General features: G+C 64.7%; 14 protein-coding genes. 5 read left to right on the top strand and 9 right to left on the bottom strand.

What is annotated here, in order from left to right:
- Positions 1–95: 95 nt before the first annotated feature.
- Entirely contained in the window at positions 96–743 is a 648-nt protein-coding gene (locus tag VFJ08_RS00375; RefSeq protein ID WP_324993999.1) for a response regulator transcription factor, read from the bottom strand.
- A 496-nt stretch (positions 744–1,239) separates the two neighbouring features.
- Between VFJ08_RS00375 and VFJ08_RS00370 the strand changes: the two genes are divergently transcribed.
- On the top strand, positions 1,240–1,506 hold the full coding sequence (locus VFJ08_RS00370; protein WP_324994036.1) for a DUF4142 domain-containing protein: 267 nt from the start codon (positions 1,240–1,242) through the stop codon (positions 1,504–1,506).
- Between the two features lie 266 nt (positions 1,507–1,772).
- Here VFJ08_RS00370 and putA read toward each other — a convergent pair whose 3' ends face one another.
- The 3 genes from putA to VFJ08_RS00355 all read right to left on the bottom strand — a co-directional run bounded on the left by putA (position 1,773) and on the right by VFJ08_RS00355 (position 6,759).
- A complete protein-coding gene (gene putA, locus VFJ08_RS00365; protein WP_324993997.1) occupies positions 1,773–5,039 on the bottom strand; it encodes a bifunctional proline dehydrogenase/L-glutamate gamma-semialdehyde dehydrogenase PutA in 3,267 nt (1,088 codons plus the stop codon).
- A gap of 213 nt (positions 5,040–5,252) precedes the next feature.
- A complete protein-coding gene (locus tag VFJ08_RS00360) occupies positions 5,253–5,576 on the bottom strand; it encodes a hypothetical protein (RefSeq protein WP_324993995.1) in 324 nt (107 codons plus the stop codon).
- A 322-nt stretch (positions 5,577–5,898) separates the two neighbouring features.
- Positions 5,899–6,759 carry a MurR/RpiR family transcriptional regulator gene (locus tag VFJ08_RS00355; protein ID WP_324993994.1) on the bottom strand — a complete coding sequence of 287 codons (861 nt, stop codon included), beginning with the start codon at positions 6,757–6,759 and terminating at the stop codon, positions 5,899–5,901.
- 205 nt (positions 6,760–6,964) lie between these two features.
- Between VFJ08_RS00355 and VFJ08_RS00350 the strand changes: the two genes are divergently transcribed.
- Together VFJ08_RS00350 and VFJ08_RS00345 are read left to right on the top strand one after the other, a co-directional pair.
- Positions 6,965–8,068, top strand: coding sequence for a P1 family peptidase (locus VFJ08_RS00350; protein ID WP_324993991.1), 1,104 nt, complete (start codon positions 6,965–6,967; stop codon positions 8,066–8,068).
- A gap of 79 nt (positions 8,069–8,147) precedes the next feature.
- Positions 8,148–9,605, top strand: coding sequence for an APC family permease (locus tag VFJ08_RS00345; RefSeq protein ID WP_324993989.1), 1,458 nt, complete (start codon positions 8,148–8,150; stop codon positions 9,603–9,605).
- 27 nt (positions 9,606–9,632) lie between these two features.
- Here the strand turns inward: VFJ08_RS00345 and VFJ08_RS00340 are convergent, their stop codons facing one another.
- From VFJ08_RS00340 to VFJ08_RS00325, 4 genes are read right to left on the bottom strand one after another with little or no spacing between them, the layout of a single operon-like run.
- A complete protein-coding gene (locus tag VFJ08_RS00340) occupies positions 9,633–10,205 on the bottom strand; it encodes a class I SAM-dependent methyltransferase (RefSeq protein WP_324993987.1) in 573 nt (190 codons plus the stop codon).
- Entirely contained in the window at positions 10,202–10,861 is a 660-nt protein-coding gene (locus VFJ08_RS00335; protein ID WP_324993985.1) for a PIG-L family deacetylase, read from the bottom strand. The genes VFJ08_RS00340 and VFJ08_RS00335 overlap by 4 nt, the downstream gene beginning before the upstream one ends.
- Positions 10,858–11,904, bottom strand: coding sequence for an acyl-CoA dehydrogenase family protein (locus VFJ08_RS00330; protein WP_324993983.1), 1,047 nt, complete (start codon positions 11,902–11,904; stop codon positions 10,858–10,860). Before VFJ08_RS00330 ends, VFJ08_RS00335 begins: the two co-directional genes overlap by 4 nt.
- Entirely contained in the window at positions 11,891–12,934 is a 1,044-nt protein-coding gene (locus VFJ08_RS00325; RefSeq protein WP_324993981.1) for a glycosyltransferase, read from the bottom strand. Before VFJ08_RS00325 ends, VFJ08_RS00330 begins: the two co-directional genes overlap by 14 nt.
- Positions 12,935–13,197: 263 nt before the next feature.
- Here VFJ08_RS00325 and VFJ08_RS00320 point away from each other — a divergent pair, with 263 nt between their 5' ends.
- Both VFJ08_RS00320 and nadE read left to right on the top strand, forming a co-directional pair.
- Positions 13,198–13,701, top strand: coding sequence for a CinA family protein (locus VFJ08_RS00320; protein WP_324993979.1), 504 nt, complete (start codon positions 13,198–13,200; stop codon positions 13,699–13,701).
- A gap of 49 nt (positions 13,702–13,750) precedes the next feature.
- Positions 13,751–14,623 carry an ammonia-dependent NAD(+) synthetase gene (gene nadE / locus VFJ08_RS00315; RefSeq protein WP_324993977.1) on the top strand — a complete coding sequence of 291 codons (873 nt, stop codon included), beginning with the start codon at positions 13,751–13,753 and terminating at the stop codon, positions 14,621–14,623.
- A gap of 77 nt (positions 14,624–14,700) precedes the next feature.
- Here nadE and VFJ08_RS00310 read toward each other — a convergent pair whose 3' ends face one another.
- Positions 14,701–15,771, bottom strand: coding sequence for a cation diffusion facilitator family transporter (locus VFJ08_RS00310; RefSeq protein WP_324993975.1), 1,071 nt, complete (start codon positions 15,769–15,771; stop codon positions 14,701–14,703).
- Positions 15,772–16,159: the final 388 nt, after the last annotated feature.

The following is a 16,159-nucleotide window of genomic DNA, read 5'->3' as shown; positions in this document are numbered from 1 at the left end:
GTTTTTTCAGAAGAGGAGCAGGCCGCCGCCAGGCGGCCCCGCAGGCCGATACGACGTGGTGTGAAACGCCGGCCGGTCCTCGTCGTCAATCCTGGTCACGCCCGGGCGGGCCACTGCACGGGCGCGCCGGTATGGGTGCCCAGGAACCCGACTTCGACGCACATCCGCACCAGCATCGCGAGCGAATCGGCGTGCATCTTGTGCATCATGTTGCTGCGATGCAATTCGACGGTCTTGTGGCTGATGCCCATGAAGCGGCCGATCTCCTTGTTGGCGCAACCGTCGAGGACATAGCTGAGTACCTCGCGCTCGCGAGCCGTAAGCAAGTCGATGCGTGCCCGTACCGTGGACTGACGGTTGCGGCTCGCGCGCTGCTTGCGGTCGCTGTCCACGGCCTGGCGGATATGGGACAACAGCCTTTCGTTGCCGACCGGCTTGGTTAGGAACTGCGTCGCCCCCTGGCGCATGGCCTGTACCGAGACATCCACCTCGCCGAAGCCGGTCAGGAAGATGATCGGCTGCGAATAGCCCCGATCGACACAGGCGCTTTGTAATTCAAGCCCGCCCATATCCGGAAGACGCAAATCGAACAGAAAACAGCCGGGCCGCGCGGATATCGATGAGCCGAGAAAATCCTCGGCGCAATCATAGCTTATCGCCTCGATACCGACCGATTCCAGCAAAGCGCTTATCGATCCTCGAAAAGCTGCGTTGTCGTCCACCACATGTACTAAAGCGCGCATCTTATACCTCCGCTTTATTGAACCAGGAGTTGGTGCTTTCTTATAGCAGATAAGCAGTGGCGTAAAAATATTTTAAGTTGTGCCCAACAGGATATGGACTGGTAGGTAATATTCCCGGGCTAATGTAAAATTTTGTTTTTAATTAAAAATTTGGCGTATTTTATATTTGTAATACAACCCTCCTAAGGGTTTTCCCTGTGACAGCTCATGATTTTCCGGCCCGGCATGACATGGCCGATTCGCTGCAAGACGAGGCGCCGCGCTCAATCGGCGCGTTTCCCTTAGCCGTTTTCCATTCGCAAATACGTGAAAAAACTAGGTTTTATCGTTTGACCTGATCTTGTGGCTTGCGAATACTCGAATTTCGGATACGCGCAAGGTTTGCTTGTCGATCTGCGGCGTGGCCCGTGCGTTCGGCGGTGAGCGTTGTCACGCCGCCTCTGAACGTATTTTACGATTTTAATCACGCTAAACGGGAGGCCCCGATGAGGCGAATCTGAATGTTCCGGACGATCTCCCGAGCGGCAAACAGCAAAAGTATGACCGGCTGGCGGGTCTTTCCAGCAAGCAGTTCGACCGGGCCTATGTCCGTTTAAGCGTGAAAGGGCACAAGCAGGCGCGCGATCTGTTTCGGAAAGAAAAGGCGAGTCATAACAACGCCCGGGTGAGCCAGATGGCGGCGACCGGACTGCCGGTGATCAAGGGTCATCTACGCAAGGCGAAGGACATGGCCAACGACATGAATATCGACGTTTCCGACTGACCGACCCAGGACCCCAGGCGGCCACAAGATACGTCCGTGATCGGAGAGATGGGGAGCCGGCGGAAAGGGCGGCTTCCCTACGAGCCGGCTTATGCCAACCTGCAAAAGCAACGACCTACCGGTCAAAAAAATCCGCAAATAAGCGCAAATGCACGCCAATAAGACGCGCTTATGCACTTTTCTCGCTTTCATTCGCGTTTATTGGCGTTCATTTGCGGACGAATTCTGGCTTCATGAAGATCGATCAATCTTTATGAGGGTTGGTATTATTCGGCCGCTTCGCGGTTGCGCGCCGGTTCGGCTCCGGCCGATCGGTTGAAACGCTGCGGCTCGGGCGTGACGAAAACATGTTCGGCGGGCTCGTCTTCTTCCAGCGACATGAGCGATGCGTTGCCGCCGGCCGCGGTGGTGTCGCGCGAGACCGCCCGTTCGGTGGCGAACCGGTGCAGATAGTTCGGTCCGCCGGCCTTGGGCCCGGTGCCGGACAACCCCTCGCCGCCGAACGGATGCACCCCGACCACCGCGCCGATAATGTTGCGGTTGACGTAGGCGTTGCCGACCTTGAGCCGTTTGAGCACCCGCTCGACCGTGGTGTCGATACGGCTGTGGATGCCGAACGTCAGGCCGTAGCCCAGGCCGTTGATCCGGTCGACGACATCGTCGATCTCGGCGGCGTCGAAGCGGATGATATGCACGATCGGGCCGAACTGTTCGTCGCCGAGCGCCTCGATCGATTCGAGTTCGTAGATGCGCGGCGCGATGTAGGTGCCCTGTTGATGGGCCGCGTCGAGTTCGCAGGTATATAGCCGTTTGAGGGTCTTGTCGGCATATTCGGCGTAGGCCGCCAGATTGTCCCGCGCCTCGGCGTCGATCACCGGCGTGACGTCGGTGCCCAGATGCCAGGGGTCGCCCACCGCGAGTTCGGCCATGGCGCCGGTGAGCATTTCAATCAGCGTATCGGCGATATCGGACTGCACGTACAGCAGGCGCAGGGCCGAACAGCGCTGGCCGGCGCTCTGGAAGCCGGAGCGGATGATGTCGGCCACGACCTGTTCGATCAGCGCGGAGGAATCCACGATCATCGCGTTCTGGCCGCCGGTCTCGGCGATCAGCGGAATGATCGGTCCGTCGCGTTCGGCTAGCGTCTGGTTGATCTTGCGGGCGGTAGCCAGCGAGCCGGTGAAGGCCACGCCGGCGATGCGCGGGTCGGCGACCAGCTTGGCGCCGATCTCGCCGGCGCCGGGCAAAAAAGCCAGCACGTCGCCGGGGAAGCCGGCTTCGTGCATCAGTTCGACCGCGCGCGCGCCGATCAGGCAGCTCTGCTCGGCCGGCTTGGCGATCACCGCGTTGCCGGCGGCGAGCGCCGCCGCCACCTGACCGGTGAAGATTGCCAGCGGGAAGTTCCACGGACAGATCGCGACGAATACGCCGCGCCCGTAGAGCCCGTAGGTGTTGCGCTCGCCGGTGGGGCCGGGCAGAACGGCATCGGCGGCGAATTCGTCCTCGACCTGGACCGCGTAATAGCGGCAGAAATCCACCGCCTCGCGCACCTCGGCCACGCCGTCGGCGATGTTCTTGCCGGCCTCGCGCGTGCAGCGCGCGATCAACTCGCCCATATGGGCTTCGAGCAAATCGGCGTAACGACGCAGGCAGGCCGCGCGCTGGATCGCGGGCGTGGCGGCCCAGCGCGGGGCGGCAGCATGGGTGGCGGCGAGCGCGGCTTCTACGTCGTCGTCGTCGGCCATCGCCACATGGCCGACGATCCGCTCGACGTGAGCCGGATTGGGCACGGCGTGGGCTTCGCCGGCGGCCAGCGCGTCCGCCGCGCGCTTGGGCCGCTTGCCGCCGATCAGCGGGCCGGCCTGCCAGGTCTCGGCGTCGGCCGCGGTCATCGACTCGGACAGCGCCGCGAGTTCGCGCAGATCGGACAGATCGATGCCGCGGGCGTTGGGCCGGCGCTCGCCGTACAGATCGTGCGGCAGCGGAATGCGCGGATGGCGCACCTGGCTGGCCTCGCGCACCACCCGCACCGGGTCGGCCACGATATCGGCGATCGGCTCGTTTTCGTCCACCAGGCGGTTCACGAACGAGCTGTTGGCGCCGTTTTCCAGCAGGCGCCGGACCAGATAAGCCAGCAAGTCCTCGTGCGCGCCGACCGGAGCGTAGATACGACAGCGCGGGCGCGTCGCGGCGTCGCCTTTTTCGACGATCTCCGAATACAGCTCTTCGCCCATGCCGTGCAGGCGCTGGAACTCGAAGTCCGAGCGCGTGCCGACCAGATGCCGGATATAGGCCAGCGTATGGGCGTTGTGGGTGGCGAACTGGCCGTAGAACACGTCGTCGTGCGCGAGGATACGGCGCGCGCAGGCCATGAAGGAAACATCGGTGTTGGCCTTGCGGGTGAATACCGGGTAGCCGGCCAGGCCCGCTTCCTGGGCGCGCTTGATCTCGGTGTCCCAATAGGCGCCCTTGACCAGGCGCACCATGATGCGGCGGTTGTGGCGCCGGCCGAGATCGGCCAGCCATTCGATCACGTCCAGCGCGCGCTTCTGATAGGCCTGGATCGCCAGGCCGAAACCCTGCCAATCGCCGAGTTCGTCGTCGGCCGAGGCCAGTTCGAACAGCTCGAGCGACAGATCCAGCCGATCGGCTTCCTCGGCATCCACGGTCAGGTTGATGTCGTGCCGGGCGGCCAGGCGCGTCAACTTCTGCAGCCGGGGCAGCAGTTCGTCGAGCACGCGCCGGCGATGACCCAGTTCGTAACGGGCGTGCAGGGCGGAGAGCTTGACCGAGACGCCCGGCGCATCCTCCGGCCCGCGTTCGCGGCTGGCTTCGCCGCAGGCCTCGATGGCGCGGTGGTAGTCGTCGAAATAGCGCTGGGCGTCGGCGTCGGTGCGCGCGGCTTCGCCGAGCATGTCGTAGGAATAGGAATAGCCGCGCTTTTCCAGCGCCCGGGCGTTCTTCAAGGCCTCTTCGATCGAGCGGCCCATGACGAACTGGTGGCCCATCACGCGCATCGCCCGGCGCACCGCCGAACGGATGAACGGCTCGCCGGAACGCCGCACCATGCGGCGCATCATGCTGCCGAAATTGCGCTCGGGCAGATCCTCGCGGCGCAGCATGCGGCCCGAGATCATCAAACCCCAGGTCGAGGCGTTGACGAACCAGGACTTCGATTCGCCCAGGTGCGACTCCCAGTTGGAGCCGCCGACCTTGTCCTCGATCAGCTTGTCGATGGTTTCCGAATCCGGAATGCGCAGCAGCGCTTCGGCCAGGCACATGAGCACCACGCCTTCGGCGCTGGACAGCTCGTATTCCTGCATGAAGGCGTCGATACCGCTGCCCTCGGTGGCCTTGGCGCGCACCACCTCGACTAGTTTGGCCGCCTGCGCCTCGACCTCACGCGCGGCGGCGTCGTCGAGTGCCGCGATATCGAGCAGGCGCGCGACCTGTTCGGCCTCGTCCACGCGATAGGTGGCGAGCACATTCTGATAGCTCGGATCGTCGAAGACTTTCGGTGCTGACCATTGCATGGCGCGACTCCCGTAATGAAAACCTCAGCCCCTTGCCAGCCTGTACGGGGCGTGGTGTCGTTGTAGGGCGCGGCCCGAAGCGGGTGGCGACCGTGCCCCGGCCGGTCTGCCGCCGACGTCTTGCTGACTAGCGTAGCGCTGTTCGCCGGAGCCGTCTCGTGCGAATTTAGTCGGCCGGCCGCGCGGGCCGCTCACGCGCGACGGCGCTCATGCTCAGTTGCCGCCCCGCCACGGGCGGTCAACTGCAGCGATCTGTTGGGTTTCGCGATCGACAAACCTACCGTTAACAAACTTGTGCAGGACACTAGACATGAGAGTTTGGTAGGGAAGCCCTTCTCTAAGCGCGCGTTCCTGCAGTAGTTCGAGATCTTTTTGTGATATGCGAATATTAACCCGCTTATCCTTTTTGAAGGTTTGGCGAGCAGCAGCAACATGAGCACTACGTCTATCATCCGTTAAAACAGACGTATATTCGCCGTGCTCATAAGCATCGAGTATCTCGCGCTCTTCGTCCGTGAGGTGGGGTTTCTTACTCATTTAAAGCCTCCAAATATGTCTTGGTAGCTTTCCGGCTTGGAATAATTGTTTTGAGGAAGTAACCCTCGTTAGATTCAACGAAAGGAACAAGACACGCGTATTCGTCAACGTTTACGACCAGAATCTTCTGATCTGGGTAACGTGACGGATTGTGATGAGCAACTATATCCAGCAATCCGCCATGCTCGATCAGATAAACGATTCGCTCAAATGAGAGTCCGCGCTCTTCAATAAGCCAATTATTCTTTTCAACATTCCAAGTGTACTCCTTCACGCCTGAAATAATAACACGTTGTGTGCCTTATGTGGGCAAACTCAACGATTACTTGGTATATAGCCTCAGATTCTGCACGCGCGCGCGGTAGGCTTCCATGCGTTCGCGCAGATCGGTCTTGTGCGCCGAGGCCACGCAGTGCAGCAGCACATTGAGCGCGCTGGTCAGGCCGCCGGTGGATTCCAGGATCAGGCCGGTCCGGGTGTTCATGCTCACGATGCAGGGCGTGTCGATATAGCGGGCGATGCCGTATTCGTCGCTGAACACCACCAGATCGGTCTCGTTGGCTAGGCAATCGTTGGCGAAGGTGATGCCGGCCTCGGCATAGGGCGTGATATCGATCAGAACCACGCAGCAGCGCTCGTTGCGGCTGTCGATCCACTGGCCGAGCACGCCGCTGTACAGGTCGATGAATTCCACCCCGGGGCGGACCAGCGCCAGCCGGTTGGCGAAGTCCTCGGCCAGCCCGCGTACGGTCTGAAAGCCGCATACGAACACGCGCTCGGCCTCGGCCACGCGGCTCACGACGGTCTGCCAGTGGGCGCCGCCGAGTTGCTCGGCGAAATCCTTGAGCGCATTGATCTCGGCGTTGAGATGGCTCGTCAGGTCGGCGGGCCGGTGCTCGACGCGCTCGATCAGCGTGGCGTTGAGCAGCGAATGCGTGCGCACCTCGTCGCGCAGCGCCTGTTTGAGCCCGTTCACCCCCTTATAGCCCAGCCGGCGCAAAAAACGGCTGACCGTATTCGGGCTTACGCCGCTTTTTTCGGCAAGGCTCGCGCCGGTCTCGAAAGCCAGATTTTCCAGATGGGCTTCCAGCGTGGCATAGAGCGCGCGCTCGGCCGGCGAAAGCCCGCCGTCGAGTTGCGCGACCCGCTCGGCCAGGACCGATGATTCCCCTGTCTTTGACATTCGTATGGCATCCGAATTGGTTATGGTATTTAAATGTCATGCGCGCCTAAATTGGTATCCGCATCACGAGGGTCTAGGCCTTATGTCTGGGCCTTGTGCCTGGGCCTCGTGCCGCCGCTTGAATGGCCGGCGCCATGACACGAGCGCTGCCCGTCTGCGCTGACGACGCCGCCATTCTCGCACTGTTGAAAAGGAACGCTTGCGAATGAACCGAATGCGCGCACGCGATCTGGGCCTGCCGATACCCGGCGCGCCCGGGCCGAACAACGCCGTCACCGACGTGGACGGCGTGCTGGTGGGCTATGCCACGCTCGACGCCGTCGCCGACAGCGGCCGGCCGATCAAGACCGGCGTGACCGCGGTGCTGCCGCGGGGCCGCGAACCCCGGCCGATGCCGGTATGGGCGGGCTTTCATGCCTTGAACGGCAACGGCGAGGTCACCGGGACGCACTGGATCGAGCACGGCGGCTATTTCGTCGGCCCCATCTGCCTGACGAACACGCACAGCGTCGGCATCGTGCACCACGCGGCGACGCGCTGGCTGCTCGATCATCATGCCGAGGAGTTCGACGCGCACCATCTTTGGGCGATGCCGGTGGTCGCCGAGACTTACGACGGCGTGCTCAACGACATCAACGGGCAGCACATCGAGGCCCACCATGTTCGTGAAGCGCTGGACCGCGCCGCCGGCGGCGCGCTCGCCGAGGGCAACGTCGGCGGCGGCAACGGCATGATCTGCTACGGCTTCAAGGGCGGCACCGGCACCGCTTCGCGTCGGGTGCGCGTGGGTGAGGCCGTTTATACGGTCGGTGTGCTGGTGCAGGCCAATCACGGCAAGCGCGACTGGCTGACGGTGTGCGGCGTGCCGGTCGGCCAAGCGCTGATCGACGAAAACGAGCCGGCCGAACTCAACCGCGAGCGCGGTTCGATCGTCGCCGTGATCGCCACCGACGCGCCGATGCTGCCGCATCAGTTGAAGCGGCTCGCCGAGCGCGCCGGGCTCGGCATCGGCCGGGCGGGCAGCCCGGGCGGCAACGATTCGGGCGACATGTTCCTCGCCTTCAGCACGGCCAACGCGGGTCCGCTGCCGCAGCGCGCCCCGGTGCAGCAGCGGATGCGCTACGTGAACGACGAATATTTCGATCCGTTTTATATGGCGGTCGTCCAGGCGACCGATGAGGCCGTGCTCAACGCCCTGCTCATGGCCGAGGGCGCGCCCATGCACAAGCCGCACGGCTGGTGTCCGGCGCTGGCGGCCAATCGTCTCGCGCCGCTGCTCAGCCGCGCCGGCATCGCGATGAAGACGTAACGGCACTGATAGCGCGTCGGCCGGCCCACGGCTCGGTCCGGCGCCTTGGTCGAATAAAAACAGGAGGACTCGGATCATCATGACAACTGACAAGGCATCGACAACGTCATCGGGCGAAAGAAATCGCCTGTCCGGAAAGCTCGGCACCGCCGGCGTCGTATTCATGGTGGTGGCGGCGGCGGCACCGCTGACGGTGGTCAGCGGCAATATTCCGCTGGCGATCGGGTTGGGCAACGGCGCTGCGGCGCCGCTGGGGTTCGTGTTCGCGTCGCTGGTGCTGCTGATCTTTTCGGTCGGTTTCGTCGCGATGACGCCGTACGTCAGGGAGGCCGGCGCGTTTTTTACCTATGTCGGTACCGGGCTCGGCCCGCGGGCCGGCCAGGGCACGGCCTTCGTGGCTCTGATCACCTATACCGCGATCCAGCTCGGCATCTACGGCTTTCTCGGCTGGGCGGCCAACGATACAGTGGTGGCCATGGGCGGCCCGGCGCTGCCGTGGTGGCTGTACGCGGGCGCGGCGCTGGTCGCGGTGGCCGCGCTCGGCTACCGGCATATCGAACTGAGTTCGAAGGTGTTGGCGGTGGCGCTGATTCTGGAAATCGGCGTGGTGCTGGTTATGAACGTCGCCATCGTGGCCGCGCCACCGGCCAGCGCCGTGGCCGGCTTGGCGCATACGCCGAGCGCGCCGGCCGACGCCGGGGCCTTCGGCATTGCCGTACTGTTCGGCGTGACCGGCTTCATCGGCTTCGAGGCGACCGCCGTGTTTCGCGACGAAGCCCGCGACCCGAATCGCACGATCCCACGCGCAACCTATCTGGCGGTGCTGATCATCGGCGCGTTCTATACCGTTTCGTGCTGGTGTCTGGTGTATGCCTGGGGGCCGGACACGATACGCCAGATCGCGAACCGGTATCTGTCGAACGGCGGCAACATGGTGCTGGATACCGCGCGTTTCTACACCGGGCCGGTGCTGGCCGGGCTCATGCAACTGCTGTTGTTGACCAGCTTGATGGCCTGCGTGCTGTCGTTTCACAACATCGTGGCGCGCTATCAGTTCGTGCTGGCCAACTTCGGCATTCTGCCGCGGGCGTTCGCGACCAGCCATCAACGCCACGGTTCGCCGTATATCTCGTCGCTGTTCCAGACCGCCACCGCGGTGGTGCTGGTGATTCTGTGCGCGATCAGCGGCGCGAGCCCGCTGGTGGGCGTGTTCGGTTCCATGGCCGGCATCGCCACCGTCGGCATCGTGATGCTCATGCTGCTGACTTCGATCGCTGCGGCCGTCTTCTTCTTCAAGGCGCCGCGGCGCGCACCCGGGCGCGCGATCACCACCCGCTGGATGCCGGTGGCGGCCACCGTGCTGCTCATATTCATTCTGTATCTGGTGCTTACGAATTTCACCACCGTGACCGGGCTGGGCGCGGGCGTCAGCACGCTGCTGGCCATCATCCCGATGGCCGCGTTCGCGACCGGCATGGTCGCGATCAAGAAGACTTCGCTGGCCAACCTGTCCGTGCTGTCGGCGGCCGGCGAATAGCGCGCACCGCGTGCTGCTTCCCGGTGGCTAAATGAAGCTCTCTATTTGCCAGCGGCGATTGCGGCGCGCCCGGCAACGCCGCCAGCGCCGCCCGGTGGCGGCCAGAAACCGGGTGTGGATACCGCGCCCGGGCTGCGCCGCGTCATGAAAAGTGATGTGGTGGTGCGCCAGCACCAGCCGCCCGCCGGGGCGCAGGGTTTGTGCCGTTTTTTCGGCCAGGCGGGCCATTGCCACGGGCGTCAGGTAATACAGCAGTTCGGCGATCACGATCGCGTCGAAGGTGTGGCGCGGATAGTCTTCGGGCAGAACCGCCAGCCGGGCCCGGGCGCGGTCGTGCGGCGCGAGCGCCTGCGCGGTCAACGCGGCGCCGGTCCGGCTGCCGTCGCAGGCCAGCAGCCGCCACGATTTGCGCACCAGGGCGGCGCTGTTCGAGCCGTTGCCGCTGGCCAGTTCCAGCACGCGGGCATGACGTTGCGCGCCGAGCGCGCGCACGATGGCGCGGCGTTTTACGGCTTCGTCGCGTGCGCGCCAGGTGGCCCAGGGGTCGGGGTCGGTCGCGAAATGGGTCTCGAATCTCGCGAGGTCGATGCGACGGCTCATACCCGTTCGAAGCGTTCCACCGCACGACAGAAACGCGCTCGTTGCTCGGGGCTCATGGTGAACCCGTTCGGGTCGTCGTCGATGGCGCCGGTCTGGGTGGCGTGACAGTGCAGCGCGCTTTGTTTCATCCGCCGGAGCTGCGGGCCGAGGGTGAGAAACAGCGATAGCCGCGGCGGCCGATGGCCGGGCCGCGGCCAGACCGGGTAGGCCAGCCGGCGCCGGCATTCGGGCCAGATCCCGCGGCAGGCGCGTGCGACCGCGCGATGATCGGGGTGATCGTCGGCATGGGTGGGCACGACCAGCAGGTCCGGGGCCGGGCCGTGCGCGATATCGCGCGCCAGGCGACGCCGGCGCCGCGGATCGTAGCGCGCGAGCGTAGCGTCGCGATGCGCCAGATATCGAATCGAGCGCGCGCGCACGCCGGCCCGGGACAGGCCGCGCCGACATTCGGCGCGTCGCGCCGCGATCAAGCGCTCTCTAGGATGGCTCGGGCTGTTCGGATGCGAGGCCGAGCCGTCGGTGACCACTACCACGCGTACCCGGGCGCCGCGTCGTACCAGCGCCCGCATCAGCCCGAAGGCGCCGATGATCTCGTCGTCCGGATGCGGCGCGACGACCACCGCGCTGCGTATGTCGTCGAGATCGAGCGGGATCATAGGCCAGGCCGTAGTTCGCCGCTCGTGATCGCATCGGCCACGCACATGCGCTGCGCGTCGGGCCCGGGTTGGCGCAGATACACGGTCAGGTCGGTGAGCACACGCGACAGCGGATGGCGCTTGAACAGGCCGGCCAGGCCCACCGAATGCTGGGCCAGGGCGATCGCCTGCTCGGCGAACTCGGCCACCGCGCCGCGGGCATGGGCGACCTCCGCGACGCGCCGGTCGATGCCGGCCTCGAACTGGCGCGCGCCGGTGTCGCGACAGACCGCGGCCGCGCTCTGCGCCAGGCCGTACAGGCGGGCCAGGCGCTCGCGCTGGTGTGGATCGCCGTCGCGTTTGGTGCGCTGCAAATGCTCGCGCACTTGATCAAAGATGGCCGCGATTCCGCCGGCCTGGACCGCGACGAAGCGCAGGGCGCCGGTGGCGAACCAGGGCAGGCGTTGATAGTCGCCCGGCGCGCCGATCGTATGCGCCTGTTGCAGGGGTTGATCGTGCCAGCGCACCCGGTGCGTCTCCGATGCCTGCATGCCGACCACTTGCCACCAGTCGCGATCGATCGCCGGCGGGGTGGCGGCCAGATCGAGCAAAAGCAGCTGGGATTGATCGGCGTCGCCCGCGTCGCCCGCGTCGAGGGTGACCAGCGCGTGGCTGATGACCCCGGCGCCGGAGGCGAACAGCTTGCCGCCGGAAAGACGGCCGTGTTCGCGCTGCAGCGGGTATTCGCGCCAGGGCGCGTTCCAGACGCCGAAAGTGGCGCCGTGGCGCGCCAGCCCGGTCATCGCCTCGGCGAGTTCGGGCCGGCCGTAGCGGCCGATGATCTGCAAGGCGTCGACGTGGCCCTCGAACAGGCGGCCAAGCGCCAGATCGTGGCGCCCGGCGGCATAAAGACGCCGCAGCAGAGTGATCATCTCGTCGCTGTCAGATGGGTCGCGTAGCGGCAGATTCGCGCCGAACCGGGCCATGCCGCGGCGGAGAAAGCACGGATTATCGAGCGCGTCGCGGTCCAGCCGGGGGGCGGTTTTACAATCAGACCGCTTCATTATCGGCTCCACCGAGCGGATAGGGCAGCAGCCGCGCCAGTTCGGCCTCGGCGGTGACCAGATCGATCCGGCGCGCCGCCGGCCAGCGGCTCTCGATCAGCAGCGCGAAGGCATCGGCGCTGGGGCTTTCGTGGACCAGCGCATGCAGTTCGCGGATGCCTACCGCGCAGCGATCCGCGAGAAACCCGTAGGCGCGCGAATCGCCGGTAAAAGCGCGACGGGCGGCCGCGCACGCCTCGTAGCGCGCCGCGACTTCCGCCGGACGCTCGACGCGCTCGGACGCCGAGGGCGCATACTTGCTGCGGCGCAGCTCGTCCGCCAAACCGCCGCGGGCGCGGCCGAACAGCCGCGACGAGGTCTCGACCCGGACCTGGTGATCGCGCCGTACCCAAAACCCCAGGCGTCGGGCAGTCTGCACCAGATCGGTATCCTCGCCCGCGGCCAGCGTCGCGAAACCGCCGAGCGCCCGATAAACCGAGGCCCGAAAACCCAGGCTCGCACCGCCGATGCTCGGGTGGCCCGGCGGCGGCTCGTAGGTGATCGGGTCGAGCGTGCGCTCGAGCGTGTAAAGCCGTTCCAGATACCGCTCCAGACGATCGCGCCGTCGGTGCGCCGGAAGCGGTTCGCGCCGGATATGGCCGGCCACGATATCGACCTCCGCCAGGGCGGCCCGATTGGCCGCGACCCAGTCCGGCGCGGGCCGGCAGTCGGCGTCGGTGGTCAGGATCAGGCCGTCGGCGGCGTCGCCGAGCGTGGCCAGCCCCAGCGCCATGGCCGCGCGCCGGGCGCGACCGGCGTTGGAGCGTTTTTGCCGCGCGATGCTGTCGTGATACAGGGTCAGCCGCGCCGCCCGAGCCTGTTCGATCGCACGGTCGCGACAATCGGGCTGCGGGCCGTCGAACAATAAACAGACTCCGAACGGCGCACCGTCGCGCTGTTCGGCCAGAGCCTGAATGAGCGCGGGTAGGCGCCGGGTTTCGTCGCGTACGGGAATACAGATTACGAGCGGCGGCGCGCACTGAAGCGGCATGAGAATTCAGCCAACGGTTAGCGTATGTCGAGCCTAGGCATCTTGGCGCGCGGCGTGGATCAGGGTGATCCCGATGGTGAGCCGGGCGCCCGGCCTTCGAGCCGACGCCGCGTGCTTCGTCGGTGGAGATCGATACCCGGCACACCCGGCCAAGGAAGCGGGCTCGGGGTAAACACCAGGCTTTTTCTTCAATCGCATCGACAGCCGGTAGGACGGTTTGCGGTTAGCCTGCACCAATGCCGCCACGCACGACGATCGCAACCATGGAAGAACTCGAGGATATCGTGAATTTTCTGTTGCGCCACGAGGTGACATTGGCAACCGCCGAATCCTGCACGGCGGGACTTGTGGTCTCGGAACTGGCGCGTGTCCCGGGTAGCGGGCAGGCCATCGACTGCGGCCTGACGGTGTATTCGCCACAGGCCAAGACGCGCCATCTGGGCATAGAACCCGAACTGCTGGAAAAGCACGGGCTGACCAGCGAAATCGTTGCCGACGCCATGGCCGTGGGCGCGATACGCCACAGCCACGCGAACGCAGCGATCGCCAATACCGGGATCGCCGGCCCGGCGCCGGGCCCCCGGGGTGTGCCGCCCGGAACCGTCTGTTTCGGCTGGGCGATCGTCACCGACGACACGATCCGGCGCCTTACCGAGACCCGGTGGTTTGCCGGTGGGCGCAACAAGGTGCGATTGGCTGCCGCGCACTATGCATTGCGACGGCTGGTATCTTATTACGCCGAGGCCGCCGGCGGTTGGCAGGCTTGATTTCTATTCAATTAAGAATAAACGCGAACTTGGCGAAACAGGTGAATTCATGAGTCGAAACGAGTCAGCCGCGATCCAGCGCGAGATCATCCAAGCGCTGCTGGTTGCGCCCACGATCGATGCCAGCGCGGAAATAGAGCGCCGCGTCGATTTTCTGTATCGCTATCTCGAACAGGCAAAGGCGCGGGCCCTGGTGCTCGGCATCAGCGGCGGCGTCGATTCCTCGGTCGCCGGACGGCTCGCGCAGCTCGCCGTGGAACGCGCCCGGGGTTCGTCGGGCGACGATGGGCCGCGCTTTTTCGCGGTGCGACTGCCTCACGGCCGCCAGCAGGACGCCGACGATGCCCGCGCCGCGTTAGCGTTCATCCGCCCCGATGAAACGCTAGAAGTGGATATCGAAGGCCCGACGCGGTACATGGATGCCGCGCTCGACAGCGCCGGCCTGAGCTTCGAAAACGAAAATCAACGCGACTTCGTGCTCGGCAACGTCAAGGCCCGCCAGCGCATGATCGCGCAATATGCGATCGCCGCCCGCCACCACGGTCTGGTCGTCGGTACCGATCAGGCCGCGGAAGCGGTGATGGGATTTTTTACCAAGTTCGGCGACGGCGCGGCCGACCTCACCCCGCTGTTCGGTTTGAACAAGCGCCAGGTCCGGGCGGTCGGGCGGGCGCTCGGCGCGCCCGACGCGATCGTCGAGAAAAAGCCGACCGCCGACCTGGAATCGCTGCGGCCCCAGCGGCCGGACGAAGAAGCCCTCGGCGTGACCTACGAACAGATCGATGCGTTCCTGGAAGGCCGCGAGATCGAGCGCGACGCCGAACGGATAATCGTCGACACCTACGAACGTACCCGGCATAAACGAACCTTGCCGGCGGCGCCTGCGGGGATTTCGGGTAATACCGACCCACATAAGGATTGATCGATCTTCATGAAGCCGGAATTCGTCCGCAAATGAACGCCAATAAACGCGAATGAAAGCGAGAAAAACGCATCCGGCTATGATTCGCCTTCGCTGCTCTTGTACCCCGGCAACTCGACATCGCTCGTCTCGGGGATATCCGGCTCGATCGATATGAGGCGCGCATGCCCGATCCGGCTGCGAATATCCTGCTCCATGCGATCGATGGCGGTGGCGATATCCCTGAACTGCATATCCGGATCGAAGCGGACCTTGGTTTCGATCAGCAGGTCGTTGGGGGACAGATACAAGGTGCGGATGTAGAGCACCTCGCGTACTTCCTCGGGGCCGGTGAGCGCCTCGCGGATCGCATCCATCTCTTCCGGCAACGCGGATTCGCCGATCAGCAGGCTTTTCATCCGGCTCGCGAGGATCCAGGACACGGCGGTGAGCACGAGGCCGACGAGGATGCTCGCGATACCGTCGTAGATGTTGTTACCGGTGATCAGCGACAGGGTAATGCCGCCGTAGGCGAAGAACAGGCCGAACATCGCCGCGCTGTCCTCGAGTAGAACCAGCGGCGCCTCGGGAGATTTGGCCCGTTTGATGTATTGCCGATAGCTCAGATCGCCCTTGCTCCGGCGGGTTTGGCGGATCGCCTGGAGGAGAGACGTGCCGTCCATGACCAGGCCGACGGTCAGGGCCGCATAGGGCACCCAGATCAACGCGATTTCGTGCTCTTCTCCGCTCGCGATGGCGAGAACGCCGCGGCCGATGGACAGCACGGCGCCGATCCCGAACATGACCACCGAGACCATGAACCCCCAGAAGTAGCGCTCGCGTCCGAACCCGAAAGGGTGCTCGGTCGTGGCCAGATGTCGGGCGGTCAACTGGCCGCGCAGCATCAGCCCCTGGTTGATCGTGACGGCCGTGGAATGGATGGCTTCGGCCAGCAGCGCGGACGAGTGGACGACAAAATAGCCCCCGAACTTGGCCAGCGCCACCACCAGGTTCGCAAAGAAGGCGACGGCGACGGTGTTGATCTCGCCGTCGTGCTTTTCCCGGGTTCCGGGAATGGCGCTGATCGCGCCGCCCAGCAGCGCCCGGTGCCACGGCGGGATCGAATCGTCGCCGGTGGCGTCATTGCGGGCGTTGTGATTGTCGCTCATTCAATTCTTCCGTGCTGGTTCTTCCGTACTGGCGCCGAGTGGAGAATTACAGTCGATGACGCAATGGCTCAAGGGCTGATCGACGTTGCTCCGGCTATGGGCTTCGTCGGTATGGGTGCCCTCGGTGATCATCGGTGCGAAGCCGCCGCGCGCGAAACGGCCATCCAGGCCCTAACATCGCACTTCATATCGCGAACGCCAGTAGGGACAATATGGAGATGCGGTCGGGCCAACCGGCGGATCTTTCGGTAGCGTCGTACTAAGCCCATCCCATCCCGCCGTAAGAAAGCGCAGCGCCGATGCGATGCTGTGCGCTATCGCGATTATTAATCCGGCATCAAAACAACTGGGATATCATCTGTTTGCAAGTGCTTAGCGGTCGATGGCC

The sequence above is a fragment of the Salinisphaera sp. genome (assembly GCF_035690525.1).
Classification (GTDB): Bacteria; Pseudomonadota; Gammaproteobacteria; order Nevskiales; family Salinisphaeraceae; genus Salinisphaera.
The sequence above is the reverse complement of the archived record's forward strand: the minus strand, read 5'-3'. Positions and strand labels throughout refer to the sequence as shown.